Annotated in this window: 13 protein-coding genes; 8 read left to right on the top strand and 5 right to left on the bottom strand. The window is 67.6% G+C overall.

What is annotated here, in order from left to right; genetic code table 11:
* Positions 1 to 3 precede the first annotated feature (3 nt).
* On the bottom strand, positions 4 to 627 hold the full coding sequence (locus tag BLT78_RS03355) for an integron integrase (protein ID WP_090347617.1): 624 nt from the start codon (positions 625 to 627) through the stop codon (positions 4 to 6).
* A gap of 153 nt (positions 628 to 780) precedes the next feature.
* Between BLT78_RS03355 and BLT78_RS21290 the strand changes: the two genes are divergently transcribed.
* The 6 genes from BLT78_RS21290 to BLT78_RS03330 all read left to right on the top strand — a co-directional run bounded on the left by BLT78_RS21290 (position 781) and on the right by BLT78_RS03330 (position 4,832).
* Positions 781 to 1,413, top strand: coding sequence for a hypothetical protein (locus tag BLT78_RS21290; protein WP_157719473.1), 633 nt, complete (start codon positions 781 to 783; stop codon positions 1,411 to 1,413).
* Between the two features lie 109 nt (positions 1,414 to 1,522).
* On the top strand, positions 1,523 to 2,407 hold the full coding sequence (locus BLT78_RS03350) for a DUF2971 domain-containing protein (RefSeq protein ID WP_090347616.1): 885 nt from the start codon (positions 1,523 to 1,525) through the stop codon (positions 2,405 to 2,407).
* A gap of 157 nt (positions 2,408 to 2,564) precedes the next feature.
* Positions 2,565 to 3,047 (top strand): GNAT family N-acetyltransferase, encoded by a 483-nt coding sequence (locus BLT78_RS03345; protein ID WP_090347615.1) that lies wholly within the window; start codon positions 2,565 to 2,567, stop codon positions 3,045 to 3,047.
* Positions 3,048 to 3,078: 31 nt separating this feature from the next.
* Entirely contained in the window at positions 3,079 to 3,609 is a 531-nt protein-coding gene (locus BLT78_RS03340) for a GNAT family N-acetyltransferase (protein WP_231975686.1), read from the top strand.
* Between the two features lie 55 nt (positions 3,610 to 3,664).
* Positions 3,665 to 3,898 carry a hypothetical protein gene (locus tag BLT78_RS03335; protein WP_090347613.1) on the top strand — a complete coding sequence of 78 codons (234 nt, stop codon included), beginning with the start codon at positions 3,665 to 3,667 and terminating at the stop codon, positions 3,896 to 3,898.
* A gap of 163 nt (positions 3,899 to 4,061) precedes the next feature.
* Positions 4,062 to 4,832, top strand: a complete 771-nt coding sequence (locus BLT78_RS03330; RefSeq protein WP_197673136.1) for a pseudouridine synthase — start codon at positions 4,062 to 4,064, stop codon at positions 4,830 to 4,832.
* A 108-nt stretch (positions 4,833 to 4,940) separates the two neighbouring features.
* Here the strand turns inward: BLT78_RS03330 and BLT78_RS03325 are convergent, their stop codons facing one another.
* On the bottom strand, positions 4,941 to 5,417 hold the full coding sequence (locus BLT78_RS03325; RefSeq protein ID WP_090347611.1) for a cytochrome P460 family protein: 477 nt from the start codon (positions 5,415 to 5,417) through the stop codon (positions 4,941 to 4,943).
* A 389-nt stretch (positions 5,418 to 5,806) separates the two neighbouring features.
* Here BLT78_RS03325 and BLT78_RS03320 point away from each other — a divergent pair, with 389 nt between their 5' ends.
* Entirely contained in the window at positions 5,807 to 7,045 is a 1,239-nt protein-coding gene (locus BLT78_RS03320) for an NHL repeat-containing protein (RefSeq protein WP_090347610.1), read from the top strand.
* Between the two features lie 222 nt (positions 7,046 to 7,267).
* Positions 7,268 to 9,151, top strand: a complete 1,884-nt coding sequence (locus BLT78_RS03315; RefSeq protein WP_090347609.1) for an ATP-binding protein — start codon at positions 7,268 to 7,270, stop codon at positions 9,149 to 9,151.
* Positions 9,152 to 9,203: 52 nt separating this feature from the next.
* On the opposite strand, the gene BLT78_RS03310 is transcribed toward BLT78_RS03315, so the two are convergent.
* From BLT78_RS03310 to BLT78_RS03300, 3 genes are all read right to left on the bottom strand, one after another.
* Entirely contained in the window at positions 9,204 to 10,118 is a 915-nt protein-coding gene (locus tag BLT78_RS03310; RefSeq protein ID WP_090347608.1) for a transglutaminase family protein, read from the bottom strand.
* A complete protein-coding gene (locus BLT78_RS03305; RefSeq protein ID WP_090347607.1) occupies positions 10,115 to 12,649 on the bottom strand; it encodes a circularly permuted type 2 ATP-grasp protein in 2,535 nt (844 codons plus the stop codon). The genes BLT78_RS03310 and BLT78_RS03305 overlap by 4 nt, the downstream gene beginning before the upstream one ends.
* Positions 12,650 to 12,890: 241 nt before the next feature.
* Positions 12,891 to 16,256, bottom strand: coding sequence for a transglutaminase family protein (locus BLT78_RS03300; protein WP_090347606.1), 3,366 nt, complete (start codon positions 16,254 to 16,256; stop codon positions 12,891 to 12,893).
* Positions 16,257 to 16,422 lie beyond the last annotated feature (166 nt).

Here is a 16,422-nt window from a genome sequence, read left to right as displayed (position 1 = left end):
AGCTCAAGGCCGATCCAGCGGACTCAGTACAGCCAGCCCGGCCGCCAGCTCGGCCTGGTGCAGCGAGCGCACCACCGCCAGATGCTGGCGCAACGGCTGCTGCAGGTTACGCGGCAACACCGTCACGCGATCCTTCATGCCCTTGCCGTCGCGGATCAGGATCTCCCCGCGGGCGAAATCCACATCCTTGACCCGCAGGCGCAAGACCTCCATCAGCCGCATGCCGGTGCCATACAGCAGACTACAGAGCAGCCAGAGATCGCCCTGCAGACCGGCCAGAACGCTGCGCACCTCCTCGACCGACAGCACCACCGGCAGGCGCTGCGGCCTCTTCGCCCGCACCACATCCTTCAACCAGGGCAGATCGATCTGCAGCACTTCGCGGTAGAGAAACAGCAAGGCAGCCAGCGCCTGGTTCTGCGTGGAGGCCGACACCTTGCGCCGTACAGCCAGATCGGTCAGAAAAACCTCCACCTCCGGTGCGCCCATCTCCACCGGATGACGGTACTGGTGGAAACGTATGAACTGCCTCACCCACTCGCAATAGACCTTCTCGGTTCGAATGGAGTAGTGTTTGACGCGAATCCGCTCACGCATCTGGTCGAGCAGCCTGGGCTTGCCATCCATGGTGCATAACTCCCCGAAGCGGTCATCCTGACCGCAGAACCCGCAGCGTAGACAGGGACAGTAAAAATGACAAGGAATGTTATCCACCAGCCCCGACCGGGGAGTTATACACCATTTGACGTCTATTTATAGTTATGCACACAGGAGAGTAACGTGCAAAGACAGAGCCTCTGGCATTCAATATCACTATTTGAAACGGGGCTATCCGCTGCCGAATGGGGGTGGAGAATTGCCACTTTACTATTCATAGGTGGCAGCGGGACGTTGACTGCATTTGTAGCCAAAGCAGACCCTATCCTTAAACAGCTAGGGCCAATTTACTGGGTTGCGGCTGGCTGCATAACAGCATTGGTCGTATCCATTATTCTCTACTTAATTAAGTCCGCAGTACTGAAGCAGGCTTCGGCAGACCTTCACCGTGCCTTATTGACACCTAAAAGCTCAATAAACCCTCTATTAGAGAGCTTTAAAGACTCAATAATTCCGATTGAGGACCTAAGGCTCCCTACAGTTCAACTGCATGAAAACAAACACTTCAAAAGGTGTAAATTTGTCGGCCCAGCAGCCGTGGCCATTTTGGGCGGAAACTATGTGAACAGTGGCTTCTCTGAGTGCGGCGACATCGTTGCACTGCCTGAAGATGTATTTCTTACAGGAATTGTTGTTTTAAAAAATTGCACAGTTGAAGAGTGCGAGTTCATACGCACAACTATTTTTACGGATCAAAACACAGCCAAAGGCTTTGCCACAGTACCTGGGGCAATAATCAAAGGTATGCGCGCATAACAATGCGCTCAACTGCCGCTCACTTCGTTCGCTGGACAACCAAAAGCTACGCTTTGTCTGCCCGTTAGCTTAATCGTTATGTTTCCCACGAAGTCATGGAGTGATTCAAATGGCAATAGTGAAACTGGGTTCAAGTATTACAAGCCAGATTCCTCTATGGCGCTACATGTCTATAGATAAGCTCGTAAACTTGCTAGAAGTCGAGTCGCTTTATTTTACGCCACTCTCTACTTACGCCAAATCTGATCCTTTTGAGGGCTATCTACCTAAAGTTGCATTTGAAGCTTTGGCCACGGTTTTGGGGTCGTCTTACAAAGAGCTTGAAAGCGTCTATGACCAACTAAAAATATTGGCCGACAACTCAAGAACCTCAGGAGTTATCAACACTGTCGGCGAAGAGTTGCTTATGCAGCTTCGCACGAGGCTAGACTCACAAAACGACTTTGTTAAAGAAGCATATAAAGCAATAGCAAGAGGCATAACAGTAAATTGCTGGCATAGCAGCTTGCATGAATCTGAAGCCATGTGGAGGCTATACTCAGAAAACGGCAAAGGAATCGCCATTCAAACCAGCATAGATTCACTTAAGAAATCGATAGAATCAGTGGAGCAAGATTTGCTTGTGCAAATCGGAGCCGTAAAATATCTAGATTTTTACGATCAGGATATTTCACCAAAAGACTGTGTGATTGACGGTCACTTGTCACCCTTGCTAAAACGCGCATCCTTTAGCCATGAAAAAGAAGTAAGACTATTCACCATCCCAGAAATTGACCATAAGTCTCTTGGTGGATTTGAGCCAAAAGCAGAATCCATAGCGCTCAATGCTAAAGAGCTAATTGAAAAAATACACATATCCCCATTTGCAAGTGAACCTTTCATATCGAGCACCATTGCAATATGTAAAAAATACGGTATTGATCCAGAAATCATTACAAAATCAGCCTTGCTGGAGGGGCATGATGAGCTGCTTGAAACTCTTGGTGTTTGGTAAACATAACAATGCGTATATGGACTCTCCCCACAAGTAGTGAGTAAAGCCTTGCCAACCCTGTCTGATCTTGCCCAGCTGCCGACGGTGGGGTTTATGGAGCGCTTACGAATGGGGCGCGCCGGAGGCACGCCCTGCAACCTCATATCAGGCCATAGAGATGATCCGGATCCGTTCGGCAGTTCAGGAAGACGAAGCCATGTTGCTGGAGTTGGTGCGCGCGTTCCCAACGCCAACGCCCATCGCTACGGACGTGTACTCGCGCATGTTCCGGCACAAGCTCATTGATCCCTGCTCGCTCGTGGCAGTGGCTACGCTGTATGGGGCGCTTGTCGGCTACGTTTCGGGCCACAGGCACGCGGCGTTTTATGCCGCCGGTGATACGGCCTGGGTAGACGAAATTCTCGTGCTCGACGCCAAGCGGCGCAGTGGCGTCGGCCGAATGCTCATGGACGCGTTCGAGGCTTGGGCTGCGGAGGCTGGGTGCACACTCACGTCCTTGGCAACTGCCGGCGCTGCGGACTTCTACCGGGCGCTCGGCTATTCCACCCGGGCCGGTTACTTCAAGAAGTATCTGCACCATGGCGAGGCCCGCCCCACGCTTCGCGCCGAACCGCCCGCCTCTGGCGGACGCTCGGCTTGAGCCAGACGCCGGACCTCGGGAGAGCCGCATCGTGAAGCTGCGCCTGTACCAGGATACGGATCTGGCGGGACTGGTGGACGTGTTCACCGCGTCTGTGCATGCCCTGGCAGAGCCGCACTATGCTGCCGAGCAACGTCATGCCTGGGCGCCGGATCGACCCGATCTGGAGGCGTGGCGTTCTCGACTCGGCGCACTGCACACCATAGTCGCGGAGGAAAACGCTGCGTACCTGGGATTTGTATCGTATGAGTCGAACGGCCACATCGACCTGCTCTACACCTCCCCCCGGGGCGCACGGAGAGGTGTCGCATCCGCGCTGCTCCGGGAGGCAGCAGCGCAGTTGTCGAGCACCTGGGCGGTCACCGAACTATTCACCGAAGCGAGCCTGGTCGCCGTGTCCTTCTTCGCGCGACATGGCTTCGAGATCACCGAGGAGCAACACGTGATCCGACATGGCGTCGGCCTGAAACGGTTTGCCATGCGCAGGCGCGGACCCATGCCCCAGCACGGCTCCGCAGCCGACAGCCCTTCCACTTCTGCGCGACCTCGGCACCGCGACTGAACCCCTGTCGGGTGTGCAAGACCGCCAGTCTCACCATCATGGAGGACTCGATACGATGAAGGACAAGAACAAGGCGCAAGCCTGGGTGCGTTTCGTGGTCATGCGCCATGCCATCGGGCTGGGTTTGACGACAGGCCTCGCGATTCCGCTGCTCAACGCCTACATTCGCCCGGCCCCCGGCTACGACGTTCTGCAGGCGCTGGCGTTTTCAGTCCCGTTCTTCGTAACCGCCTGGTCGCTTTTTGGCGTCTACATGTGGCGTAAAGACGGGCAGAAGACGGATCGTTAGCAGGCACCGCTGCCGATCTGCCGGCGGCTCTAGCGCGGTACGGGTAGTTGTGGCATCCACGCGGCCTGCCGCGGGTTGCGACTGCATCCTGCTGGCCAAATACCCGCAAACCCCGTACCTTCCCCTCCCCCTGTTCCCCGGCCACCCATGCCAGAGCCTGCCCGTGCCCGTTTCCACCCCGCCCATGCCGCCATCGACCAACCCGCTCAGCGAGGTCTACCGCGACGACTGGCTGCTCGCCGTGCACAAGCCGGCCGGGCTGCTGGTGCATCGCAGCCCGATCGACCGGCACGAAACCGAGTTCGCTCTGCAGTACGCCCGCGAGCTGAACGGCGGCGAGCACGTCTATCCGCTGCACCGCCTGGACCGCCCGACCTCCGGGCTGCTGGTGTTCGCCCGCGACCCCGCCACCGCCAGCGTGCTGGGCAAGGCGATGATGGCCGGCGAGGTGCGCAAGACCTATCTGGCCATGGTGCGCGGCTGGGCCGCCGAGCAGGGGCTGATCGACCATCCGCTGCGCGAGCATGCCATCGACCGCCGCGACAAGGACGAGCCGCAGCCGGTGCGCGAGGCGCTGACCCGCTATCGCCGCCTGGCGACCACGGAAATTCCGGTGCAGATCGAGGGCTACCCCGCCAGCCGCTACAGCCTGCTGGCGCTGTACCCGGAAACCGGGCGCAAGCACCAGCTGCGCCGGCACATGCAGCACATCAGCCACCCGATCATCGGCGACACCAACTACGGCCGCACCCGCCACAACCATTACTTCGCCGAGCGCTTCGGCTACAGCCGGCTGATGCTGGCGGCCACCGGCCTGGCCTTCCGCCATCCGGTCACCGGGGAGGCGCTGCAGCTGCACGCCGCCCCGGAGGAGAGCTTCCGCCAGGTGCTGTCGATCTTCGGCGAGGCCCTGCCGGCGCTGGATACGCTCTGAACGCGCGCAAGGCGAAACGACCGGCCGCGAGGCGCCGACTGCGGCAAGGGTAGTGGCGTCCAGGCCGGCGAGCGTGCCGGCCGGATCGCCCTGCCCCGCCGCGTCCGGTCAGTCGCGCGTGCGGCTGAACACGTAGTCGTGGTCCTTCTCCGGCGCATGGCAGGCATAGCAGGCGGTCGCTGCGTTGGCGCCGACCGCGCGCTGCGCGGGATCGCCGCCGGCGAAGCCTTCGAAGCCCCAGCCGCCGGTCGCGGCGTACTTCGCGGCGTCCTTGTGCATCACCCCGACCACCTTGCGCTTGCCTTCGGTGATGGCGCTGTCGGCGCGCTGCGCTTCCAGCAGGTCGAAGACGATCACCGCACCATCGGGGAACTTGCCGGCCTGGTAACCCTCCAGCGCCGCCGCGTTGGCGTAGATGTGGTGGATGCCGCCGAAGGACTCGTACAGCGGGTGCCCCTGCTCGATCACCATGCTCTTGACGTGCTGCCAGAAGCGGTAACCGGCGGGATAGGGAACCTCGGGGTCCGCAGCCAGTGCCGCGGAGGTGGACAGCAGTGCCAGCAGGGCCGGCAACAGAGGTTTCATGGCGCACTCCTCGATGCGGGGCAGCGCCTGCGAGCGGAGCCACCCCGGGATTGCCCGGACAGGGCGAGCGCCGCGCCGCGGCGAGGATCGCCCCGCTCACCGCCTCGACACCCCGACCACCGCGCGGGCAGCATCCGACCAATCCGCGCTGGGACCAGCCGCCGGCCGCCCGGAACACCCATGCATCGAGCCGATGCCAGTGCAGCGTAGGACTGCACCTCCCCCCTGTCAAAACCGCCCGCCGGAATCGCCAGCCGCCGCCGGCAGCCCGCGCACGCGCGCCTCCGCGCCTCACTGCGCGCTCGACGCAGGAATGGCGGGCTTTTGGCTATCCTTGGTAGGCGGCGCACGCCGGTGCCAGCCGCCGTCAGAACTGCAGGGGATCGAACGTGCGCCCATCCTTCCGAGCGATCCTGTTCCTCATCGCCGCCATCGCGCTGCTGGCCGCCTGCGTCACGCCGGAGGAACTCGACTGGCGATGGCGCACGGCGACCCTCGACATGCGGCCACCGGTGGGGCCCGACGCGATCGGCAGCCTTACCGTGGCTGGCCGGGTCGACGCCACCGCGTTCACCGACGATGCCTTGTGGGCCCTCGTGGCCGTGCCGACCCGGCGCAGCCTGCCGGTCAACCGCGTGGTGCGGATCGATCTCGCCAGCAATCGCTTCAACGACCTGTTCGCCGTGGACGGCTTCGCCGCCGGCGCCATGACGGCCGGCCATGACGCCATCTGGGTTGCCGAGGGCCACGGCGGCACCAAGGTTCACCGCATCGATCCGCGCACGCAGCGGATCGTGGCGAGCTTCGCGTTCCCGCGCAATCCGGTGGCCTTGGCCGTCGACGACAACGCCGTCTGGGTCATCGCCGCCAGCGAGGCACCGCGCCGCGCCGGCATCCTGCTGCGCGTCGACGGACTCGCGCTGTCCCGGATCGACCCCGTCGCCAACGCCATCGTCGAAACGATCCCGCTTCCCGTGCCGGATGCCCGCGGCCTGACCAGCGGCTCGATCGCGACCACGGCCGGCGCGGTCTGGATCGCCACGCCGGCGGGCGAGGTCGTGCGCGTCGACCCGCGCACGAAGCGGATCGTCGCCAGCCTGCCGCTGCCCGGCGGGAATCACGGGCGCCGCGCGAGTTTCCAGCTCGCGACGTCCGCGGGCGGGCTCTATCTGGTGCGCCAGGTCAAGGAGCGCGCCGACCTGCCCGCCGCCTGGGAGGCGTTGCGGACGACCGCATGGGCGATCGACCCCGGCGGCAACCGCCTCGCGTCCGAGCCCTTCCAGTTCGCCAGCGAGGGCGTCGTCCTCTTCCTCGGGGAGGAGACCGCCTGGCTCGGCAGCACACGGGTCGATGCCATCGTGCAGGCCGCCCCCGGCACCTTCCGCGCGGCCGCTGCACCGCTGAAAATCGGCTACCCGGTCTACGCGCTGACGGCGGGGCGGGGGTCGTTGTGGGCCTTTTCCGGGGCGCGGATCAGCCGCGGCGACAGCCGTGACATCACCTGGATCACGCGCGTGCGGATCGCGCCCGACCCGCCCGACACGGACGGCGACGGCCAATCGCAGCCCCGGGAGCCCGCCAGTGATGAGCCCCGGGGGGGACCGCAGCAGATCGCGCGCAGCCTGTGAGGGTGCATGCCGGCGAAGCGGCAGCGTTCGCCGGCGCGGCCTGTCGCAGCGTTGCGCCCGTGGTGCGCAGGGCCGGGCTGCCGTACCGACGACGCGCGCACTGCCGCAAGTCGCTGCCGGAGCAGTACGGGATCGCCCTGCCCTCCGGCACAATCCGCCTGTGCGGCTTTTGACTACCCTTTCCCTGAGCCGACCACCGCTCGGTTGCGCAAGGAGCACGACATGGCCATTTCCCCCATCCCGGTCGACCAGCGGGTGATCGACATCGACTCGCGGCGCTTCGCCTCCGTCGAAAAGGCCCTGGTCGAGCTGATCACCAACGCCGACGACAGCTATGGCCGCCTGGAGCAGGCCGGCGCGACTGTGAGCGGGCGGATCAGCATCCGCTACGAACGTCACCAGGCCGGCGCCGTGCTGGCAGTCGCCGACCAGGCCGAGGGCATGGCCTTCGACCAGGCGCGCTTCATCCTCGCCTACGGCGGCGCGCACAGCCCGCTGGCGCGCGGCGAGGGCGGCGGGCGCGGCTACTTCGGCCGCGGCCTCAAGCAGGCCATCTACGGGCTGGGCTACGGCTGGATCGAGACCATCCGCGGCGGGCGCTACTCGCGCATCGAGCTGTTCCGCGACGAGAACGGCGGCTACCTCTACGACGACGGCGACTGCGACCGCCCGGCGCGCGACAAGGACCACGAGCGACTGGAGGCGCCCGGCAACGGCACGCGGGTGAGCATCGTCACCGACCACCCGCAGATCACCATCCCGCACTTCCGCTCGTTGGTGCAGGCGGTGGCCAACAACATCTACCTGCGCGACGTACTGCGCCGGCGCACGGTCGAACTGGTGCACATGCAGCACGGCAAGGCGGTCGAGCACAGCGGCCCGGTGCGCTACCAGGAGCCGGCCGCCAGCGTGCTGATCGGCCCCGACCAGCCCGGACAGTTCGTCCACGACGGCGTGAGCCACCCGTTCACCCTGACCCTCAAACGCGCCCTCGACGCCGAGCTGACCACCCGCGGCGACGAGCGCAGCAACGGCCTGCTGGTGCTGTCCGGCACGGCGGTGCTGGACTGCCAGCTGTTCGACTACGAGAACCAGGTGGGCACCGAGTACCTGTTCGGCACGGTGGAGTGCCCGGCGCTGCTCGACCGCCTCGGCCAGGGGCTGGCGGTGATCAGCGACGAGCGCGAGGGGCTTAACCAGAAGGAGCCCTTCGTCGCGGCCTTCGCCAGCGCGGTCAGCGCGCTGATCGCGCCCTGCGTGCTGGCCGAGCGCGACAAGCTCAAGCACCTGGAGCATGCCACCGCCTCAGGGCGCACCAGCCACATGATCGAGCGCCTGCTCGAGCGCATGAGCCGCGCGGCGATCCAGGACTTCGGCCTCAGCCTGCCGCCGGTCGCGGGGACGTCGGCGGCGGAGCGCCCGGCGGCGCTGCGTTTTTCCACGCCCTTCTACTACCGCCAGCCGGGACATCCCTTCCACGTCACCCTGCTGATCGACCCCACCCAGCTGGCGGCCGGCGAGGTGCTGCGCTTCGATTACCGGCTGCCCGACAGCCTGCACATCGAGCCGGACCCGGTGGAGATCCCGGTCGGCGAGCTGGGCGGGCGCGAGAGCCTGGAGTGGACGGTGAGCGGCGACGCGCCCGCCAGCCGCGGCGAGATCCTGGTGCGCGCCGGCACCTATTGGGCCTGGTGCGAGCTGGTGGTGGCCGAGCAGGCCGCCGCGCGGCACAGCCATGGTACGGCGGCCCATGCCGCCCGGCAGCGGGCGCCACGCGACCACGGCGAACGCATGTTCGTCGGCTACGAGTTCCGCAGCCTGCACAACGAGCTGGACCGCGCGGTGTACAGCCCGGCCGAGCGCAAGATCCTGATCAACACCGCCGCGCCCACCGTGCAGCTGTACGTGGACGGTCGCGGCCACTTTCGCGACACCGCCCGGCTGCTGCTCGCCGAGCTGTTCATGGACGTGATCTCCGACGAGCTGGCGCGACGCACGGTGGAGCGCCTGGGCAAGGCCGACGACGCCACGGCGCTGCACAAGGCCAAGCTGGACATCATTCGCCGCTACGGCAGCGAGATCCACCAGTCGTTCCTCAGCGGCTGAGGCTGGCCAGCACCCTGGCGCCGTGCCGGCCGACAGGCCCCGCACGCGGGGCTCAGAGCCCGCGCGCCAGCGCCTCCTCCAGCGGCATCACCGTCACCCGCACCTCGGGATCGTGGCTGCCGCCGCCGAGGATCACCCCGCGCAGCGGCGACACGTCGGCGAAGTCGCGGCCCCAGGCCAGGGTGATGTGCTCCAGCGCCGGCAGCAGGTTGTTGGTCGGGTCGAAGTCGACCCAGCCCTGGCGCGGGCACCACACCGAGATCCAGGCGTGCGAGGCGTCGGCGCCGATCAGCCGCGGCTTGCCGGGCGGCGGCTGGGTCAGCAGGTAGCCGCTGACGTAGCGCGCGGCCAGGCCGCGCGAGCGCAGGCAGGCGAGCATCAGGTGGGCGAAGTCCTGGCACACCCCGCGCCGCTCCTCCAGCACCTGGGTCAGCGGCGTGGCCACCTGGGTGGCGGCGGCATCGTAGGTGAACTCGCGGAAGATCTTGCGCATCAGCGCCTGGGTGGCCAGCAGCAGTGGCCGGCCGGGACTGAAGCAGTCCTCGGCGAAGCTGGCGAAGCCGTGCTTGATGCGCACGTAGGGCGACTGGAAGCGGTAGCGCTCGGCCTCCATTGCCTCGGCGCTGAGCGGCTGCCCCGAGTAGCTGAGATCGTGGGCGACCTGTTCCCAGGCCGGCGAGTCGGCCAGGCGCAGGGTCGGCCGCGCCAGCACCTCGACCTCCAGGCGCGCGCCGACCTCGAGTGCGTCGTGAGGGCGTTCGAAGGCCAGGCGGGTCAGCGGGTTGCCGAACACATCGAGGCTATCGACGCGCCGGGTCGGCTCGGGGCTGACCGTCAGCTCGCGGGCGAGGCAGCGCTGCCAGGGGCTCTCGCGCGGCCACAGGTGGGCGAGCTGCTGGGCGATGGATACCGGCGCCGAGTAGCGGTAGTGGGTGTCGTGAAGAACGAGATAGCGAACGCTGGTCATAGCGACTGGGTCTGCTGGCTGGCGTCGACATGCACGAAGAAGCGCAGGCCAAGGTGATCGGAGAGCTGGCCGGCGACGGCGGCGACCGTCAGCAACTGTTCGGCCAGGGCGGCGAGAGCGGCGGCGGCGCTGCCCTCGCCCAGCGGGTTGCACTCGAGATGGCCGAGATCCCAGGCCGTGAGGCGCTCGTCGAGGGCCTTGAGGTCGGGCAAGGCGCCCAGCTCCAGGCGCTCGCCGAGGATTTCCAGCGAGCGGTGCAACTGGCGCAGCTGGAACACCACGGCGTGCGGGTTCTGCCCGTCGAGCAGCAGCAGGTCGAGCACCGGCACCAGTTGCGGCGCGGCCAGGTAGCGGGTGCGGTAGGTGATGCTGCTGTTGCCCAGCTCGAGCAGCCAGGCCAGCGCCGCCTGGTCCTGCGCCGCCGGGCTCTGCAGCAGGCGGGCGACGCTCTCGGCGAGGAACTGCACGCGCTCGATGCGCCGGCCGATGATCAGGAAGCGCCAGCCGTCGTCGCGGGTCATGTCGTCGAGGGCGAAGCCCGACTGCGCAGCCAGCGACATCAGCAGGCGGTCGAGAAACTCCAGCAGCGCGCCGGGATCGGCCGCCTCCTGGTCGAGGCCCTGCACCTCCTGGTGCAGCTCGACCAGCGCCTGCCAGTTCTCCCGCGACAGCCGGCCACGCACGCTGGCGGCGGCCCACTGCAGGCGCAGCAGGTTGGCGCGCAGGCTGAACGGCCAGTCCTTGCTGGTCGCCGCCTGCAGCAGGCGCTGCTCGAGGCTCAGCTCGACCTCGGCGGCGTCCTTGTCGCCCTTGCCGGCGGCGCGCGTCCGCGCATCGGGCAGCAGGCCCAGGCTCTCGGCCACCGCCACGGCGGCCTGCAGCGCCTCCGGATCGTCGCCGTCGTCGACGTAGCGGGCGAGCATGATGCGCAGCAGGCGCGCGCTGCCCTCGCAGCGGTCGCAATAGCGGCCGAACCAGAACAGGTTCTCCACCAGCCGCGACGGCAGGTAGGGGTCACTGCGCACCACGTCGGCGACGCCGAGGCTGCGCGCCCACTGCCAGGGCTCGCTGCTGGCGTGGCGCTCGCCGAGCACCCAGGTATCCTTGCTCGCTCCGCCGCGCTGCATCGACAGGGTGGTGGCGCTGGCGCTGGCGGCCACCCGGGTCAGCCCGCCGGGCATCACCCGGTAGCCGTCCGGGCCGGCCACGGCGAACACGCGCATGCCGATCGGCCGCGTCTCCAGGCGCGCGCTGGCGGCATTCCACACCGGCGCCTGGGACAGCAGCGGGCGCTCCTGGCCGACGTAGGCGTAGGGACGCAGGCGAATGCGCTCGGCCAGGGCGGCGCGCTGCTTCTCGTCGAGGTCCGGGCCGAACTGCGGCGCGTAGCGCTGCGAGGGGAAGGCGGCGCGGAACAGCAGCCGGTCGAGCTGCTCCAGCGCCTCCTCGCACACCGGCGGCTCGCCGCACCACCAGCTGGCGATCGACGGCAGGCGCAGCTTCTCACCCAGTAGCTGCTCGCAGATGCCGGGCAGGAAGCCCGGCAGGCCAGGCGACTCCAGCACGCCGCTGCCGAGGGCGTTGGCCACCAGCACGCGCCCCTGGCGCACCGCGTCGAGCAGGCCGGGCACGCCTAGCGCCGAGTCGCTGCGCAGCTCCAGCGGATCGCAGAAGTCGTCGTCGAGGCGGCGCAGCAGCGCGTGCACGCGCTTGAGGCCGCCGAGGGTCTTCAGGTAGACGGTGGCGTCGCGCACCGTCAGGTCGCTGCCCTCGACCAGCGGATAGCCGAGCTGGCGCGCCAGGTAGAGGTGTTCGAAGTAGGTTTCGTTGAAACGTCCCGGGGTGAGCAGCACCACCAGCGGCGTCTCGCCGTCGCTCGGCGCCTGGCGCGCCAGGGTTTCCTGCAGGGTGCGGAAGTAGCCGGCCAGGTACTGCACGCGCAGGTCGCGGTACAGCTCGGGGAAGGCGCGCGAGACGATCTGGCGGTTCTCCAGCGCGTAGCCGGCGCCGGAAGGCGCCTGGGTGCGGTCAGCGGTGATCCACCAGCGACCGTCCGCGGCGCGCGCCAGATCCACCGCGTAGACGTGCAGCCAGGTGCCGCCGGGCGGCTGCAGACCCTGGCACGGCCACAGGTAGTTGTTGTGGCCGTAGACCAGATCGGCCGGCAGCAGGCCATCGGCGATCAGCTGCTGCGGGCCGTAGATGTCGGCGAGCACGGCATTGAGCAGGGTGGCGCGCTGCGCCACGCCGGCGGCCAGCTCCTGCCACTCCTCGGCGGGGATGATGTTGGGCAGCAGGTCCAGCTCCCACGGCCGGTCGGCGCCGTCGGGGTCGGCGTAGACGTTGTAGGTGACGCCGTTCTCCTGGATCTGTCGGGCCAGCAGGGCCTGGCGCTGGCGCAGTTGCGCCGGCGTGCAGCGACGCAGGTGGCCGAGCAGCTGCCGCCAGTGCGGGCGCACCTCGCCCTCGGCATCCAGCAGCTCGTGGTAGACGGCGTCGCTACGCCGGTAGTGGGCAAGCAGGTCGGACATGGGGTACCCGGTGGACATCCTGTTGTAGTGCATCTCCGGCCCCGCGCACGGGGTCGGGTGGGGCGAGGGTAGCAGCCCCCGCTTTCGCGCGTCCCGCGACCAATGGCGGGGAAAGCTCGATCGTAGGGTGGGTTAGGCCGGAGGCCGTAACCCACCGACCGGCCACCAGGCCGGCCCGGGGCGATGCCTGCGGCATCGGTGGTGGGTTACGCCGCTGCGCGGCTAACCCACCCTACGCGACTCAGGTTCGGCGCAGATCGAGGGTCATCGGCAGCTCGCGGTTGGCGACCGGCTGCGGCGCCTCGACGCGCCCCGGCGTGTGACCGTGGCGGAAGAAGCGCGCCAGCCGCCGGCTCTCCGCCTCGTAGGCGTTGACCGGCAGGCTTGCGTAGTTGCGCCCGCCCGGATGGGCGACGTGGTACTGGCAGCCGCCGAGCGAGCGCTGCATCCAGGTGTCGACCAGGTCGAACACCAGCGGCGCGTGCACGCCGATGGTCGGCTGCAGGCAGGCGGCCGGCTGCCAGGCGCGGAAGCGCACACCGGCGACGAACTCGCCGACCGTGCCGGTGGGGGTGAGCGGCACCGGCACGCCGTTGCAGGTCAGCACGTAGCGGTCGGGGGCCATGCCGCTGACACGCACCTGCAGTCGCTCCAGCGAGGAGTCGACGTAGCGCACGGTGCCGCCGACGGCGCCCTCCTCGCCCAGTACGTGCCAGGGCTCCAGCGCCTGGCGCAGTTCGAGGTCGATGCCCTGCACGGCGAAGTCGCCGAGCTGCGGGAAGCGGAACTCCAGGTGCGGGGCGAACCACTCGGGACGGAAGGCGTAGCCGGCCGCGTCGAGTTCGTGCAGCACGTCGCGCAGGTCCTGCTCGACGAAGTGCGGCAGCAGGAAGCGGTCGTGCAGCTCGGTGCCCCAGCGCACCAGGCGCTGCGGGCGGTACGGCTCGTTCCAGAAGCGCGCCACCAGCGCACGCAGCAGCACCTGCTGGGCCAGGCTCATGCGCGCGTGCGGCGGCATCTCGAAGGCGCGCAGTTCCAGCAGGCCGAGGCGGCCGCTGCTGGAGTCCGGCGAGTACAGCTTGTCGATGCAGAACTCGGCGCGGTGGGTATTGCCGCTGACGTCGACCAGCAGGTTGCGCAGCAGGCGGTCGACCAGCCACGGCGGACAGTCGGCACCCGGCTCGGGCATCTGCGCGAAGGCGATCTCCAGTTCGTAGAGCGCGTCGTTGCGCGCCTCGTCGACGCGCGGCGCCTGCGAGGTCGGGCCGATGAACAGGCCGCTGAACAGGTAGGACAGCGACGGGTGGTTGTGCCAGTAGGAAATCAGGCTGCGCAACAGGTCCGGGCGGCGCAGGAACGGCGAGTCGGCCGGGGTGGCGCCGCCAAGCACGAAGTGGTTGCCGCCGCCGGTGCCGGTATGGCGGCCGTCGATCATGAACTTCTCCGACGACAGCCGGGTCAGGCGCGCAGCCTCGTAGAGGAACTCGGTGCGCTCGACCAGTTCGTCCCAGCTCGCCGCCGGGTGGATGTTGACCTCGATCACCCCCGGATCGGGGGTGACGCGGAAGTGCGCGAGGCGCGGGTCGGCCGGCGGCTCGTAGCCTTCCAGCATGACCGGGCAGCGCAGCTCGGCGGCGGTCGCCTCGATGGCGGCGACCAGCTCCAGATAGTCCTCGAGACGCGTCAGCGGCGGCATGAACAGGTACAGGCGGCCGTCGCGCGGCTCGGCGCACAGCGCGGTGCGCACGATGCCGGCGGCGGACTGGAACGGCGCTGGCGCGGCCTGGGTCGCGGCGCTGGCGGCAAGCGCGCCACGGTCACCAACGCCGACGCCGCTGCCCTCCACGGCGCGCGGAGCAGCCGCGCCCGCAGCCGTACCGGACGGCGCGTAACGCAGTTGCTCGCGGATCGCCGTGTGGCTGGGCAGCGGCGGGAAGCTCTGATTGGGATCGGGCGCCTGCACGTAGGGATAGTCGCTGCTGCTCACCCACGGCTGCGAATCCAGCGGCAGGCGGTAGCCGAGCGGCGAGTCGCCGGGGATCAGCCGGCAGTGCTCGTCGCGCAGGAACCAGGGGCCGCTCTGCCAGTGCGAACCGTCGACGCTGCGCGCCAGCGGCAGCACATGGCCGACCACCTGCTCCAGACCCTGGTCGAACACCTTGCGCAGGCGCTCGCGCTCCAGTGGGTCACTGAGGCGCGCGTCCTCGGGGGTGACGTTGGCCGGCAGGCGGCGCTCGCGCCACAGGTAGTACAGCCAGTCCTCGTAGGCCGGGAAGGCGTGCTCGCCGGACAGGCCGAGCTGGCCGGCCAGGGTGGCGAGGAAGCGCGCAGCGAGGCGCTCGTCGGCCCCGTAGTGCAGGCCCTCGTCGGCGAGCAATTCGGGATTGCGCCACACCGGCTCGCCGTCCTTGCGCCAGAAGCAGTTGAGCGACCAGCGCGGCAGCTGCTCGCCGGGGTACCACTTGCCCTGGCCGAAGTGCACCAGCGCCTGCGGCGCGTAGTGCGCGCGCAGGCGGTGGAACAGCTCGGCGGCCAGGCGGCGCTTGTTCGGGCCGAGCGCGGCGGTGTTCCATTCGGCATCGTCCGGGTAGTCGATGGCGACGAAGGTCGGCTCGCCGCCCATGGTCAGGCGCACGTCGGCGGCCTGCAGGTCGGCGTCGACCTGGCGGCCCAGTTCATCGATGGCCCGCCACTGGTCGTCGCTGTACGGCAGGGTCACCCGCGGCGCTTCCCAGATGCGCTCGACGCGCATCTCGTGGGCGAACTCCACCTCGCACTTGTCCACCCCGCCGCTGATCGGCGCCGCCGAGGACGGCTCGGGGCTGCAGGCGACCGGGATGTGCCCCTCGCCGGCGAACAGCCCGGAGGTGGGATCGAGGCCGATCCAGCCGGCGCCCGGCAGGTACACCTCGCACCAGGCGTGCAGGTCGGTGAAGTCCTCTTCGGTGCCGGACGGGCCGTCGAGCGCCTTGACGTCGGCGGTGAGCTGGATCAGGTAGCCGGAGACGAAGCGCGCGGCCAGGCCCAGGTGGCGCAGCAGCTGCACCAGCAGCCAGGCCGAGTCGCGGCAGGAGCCGCTGGCCTTCTCCAGGGTCTGCTCGGGCGTCTGCACCCCCGGTTCCATGCGGATCAGGTAGCGGATGTCGCGCGCCAGGCGCTGGTTGAGTTCGACCAGGAAGTTGACGCTGGGGGTCGGCGTGCGCTCGATGCTCGCCAGGTAGTCGGCCAGCCGCGGCGTGGCCGGCAGGGTGTGCAGGTAGGGAGCGAGCTCCACGCGCTCGCCGTCGGTGTACCGGAAGGGGATCTGCTCGGCGTAGGGTTCGAGGAAGAAGTCGAACGGGTTGAACACCGCCATCTCGGCGACCAGATCGACCTCGATCTTCAGCTCGTCGGTCTTTTCCGGGAACACCAGGCGCGCCAGGTAGTTGCCCTGCGGGTCCTGCTGCCAGTTGATGAAGTGGCCCTCGGGCTGCACCTTGAGGGCGTAGGACAGGATGCGCGTGCGGCTGTGCGGCGCCGGACGCAGGCGGACGATCTGCGGTCCGAGATTGACCAGGCGGTCGTAGCGATAGTGGGTGACGTGATGCAGTGCGACATGGATCGACACGGCGGCCTCCTGCGAGCCAGAACGATAGCCCGGCTACGCAAGATCTGCGCCAACGCCCGAAAAGCCCGCTCCTGGCGGTAGTCGGCGCGGCCGAAGCACCAATCCGAAGCGCGCCGCCCGATTATCGACGGGGGTGGCGCACCCTTTCGGCGCAGCCGCGCGCCGG

This window comes from Pseudomonas oryzae, from assembly GCF_900104805.1.
In the GTDB taxonomy this organism is placed as follows: Bacteria; Pseudomonadota; Gammaproteobacteria; order Pseudomonadales; family Pseudomonadaceae; genus Geopseudomonas; species Geopseudomonas oryzae.
The sequence above is the reverse complement of the archived record's forward strand: the minus strand, read 5'-3'. Positions and strand labels throughout refer to the sequence as shown.

Coding starts and splice junctions, on each gene's coding strand:
- BLT78_RS03355 (WP_090347617.1), bottom strand. CDS start 627: ATGGATGGCAAGCCCAGGCTGCTCGACCAGATGCGTGAGCGGATTCGC.
- BLT78_RS03350 (WP_090347616.1), top strand. CDS start 1,523: ATGGCAATAGTGAAACTGGGTTCAAGTATTACAAGCCAGATTCCTCTA.
- BLT78_RS03345 (WP_090347615.1), top strand. CDS start 2,565: ATGATCCGGATCCGTTCGGCAGTTCAGGAAGACGAAGCCATGTTGCTG.
- BLT78_RS03335 (WP_090347613.1), top strand. CDS start 3,665: ATGAAGGACAAGAACAAGGCGCAAGCCTGGGTGCGTTTCGTGGTCATG.
- BLT78_RS03325 (WP_090347611.1), bottom strand. CDS start 5,417: ATGAAACCTCTGTTGCCGGCCCTGCTGGCACTGCTGTCCACCTCCGCG.
- BLT78_RS03315 (WP_090347609.1), top strand. CDS start 7,268: ATGGCCATTTCCCCCATCCCGGTCGACCAGCGGGTGATCGACATCGAC.
- BLT78_RS03310 (WP_090347608.1), bottom strand. CDS start 10,118: ATGACCAGCGTTCGCTATCTCGTTCTTCACGACACCCACTACCGCTAC.
- BLT78_RS03305 (WP_090347607.1), bottom strand. CDS start 12,649: ATGTCCGACCTGCTTGCCCACTACCGGCGTAGCGACGCCGTCTACCAC.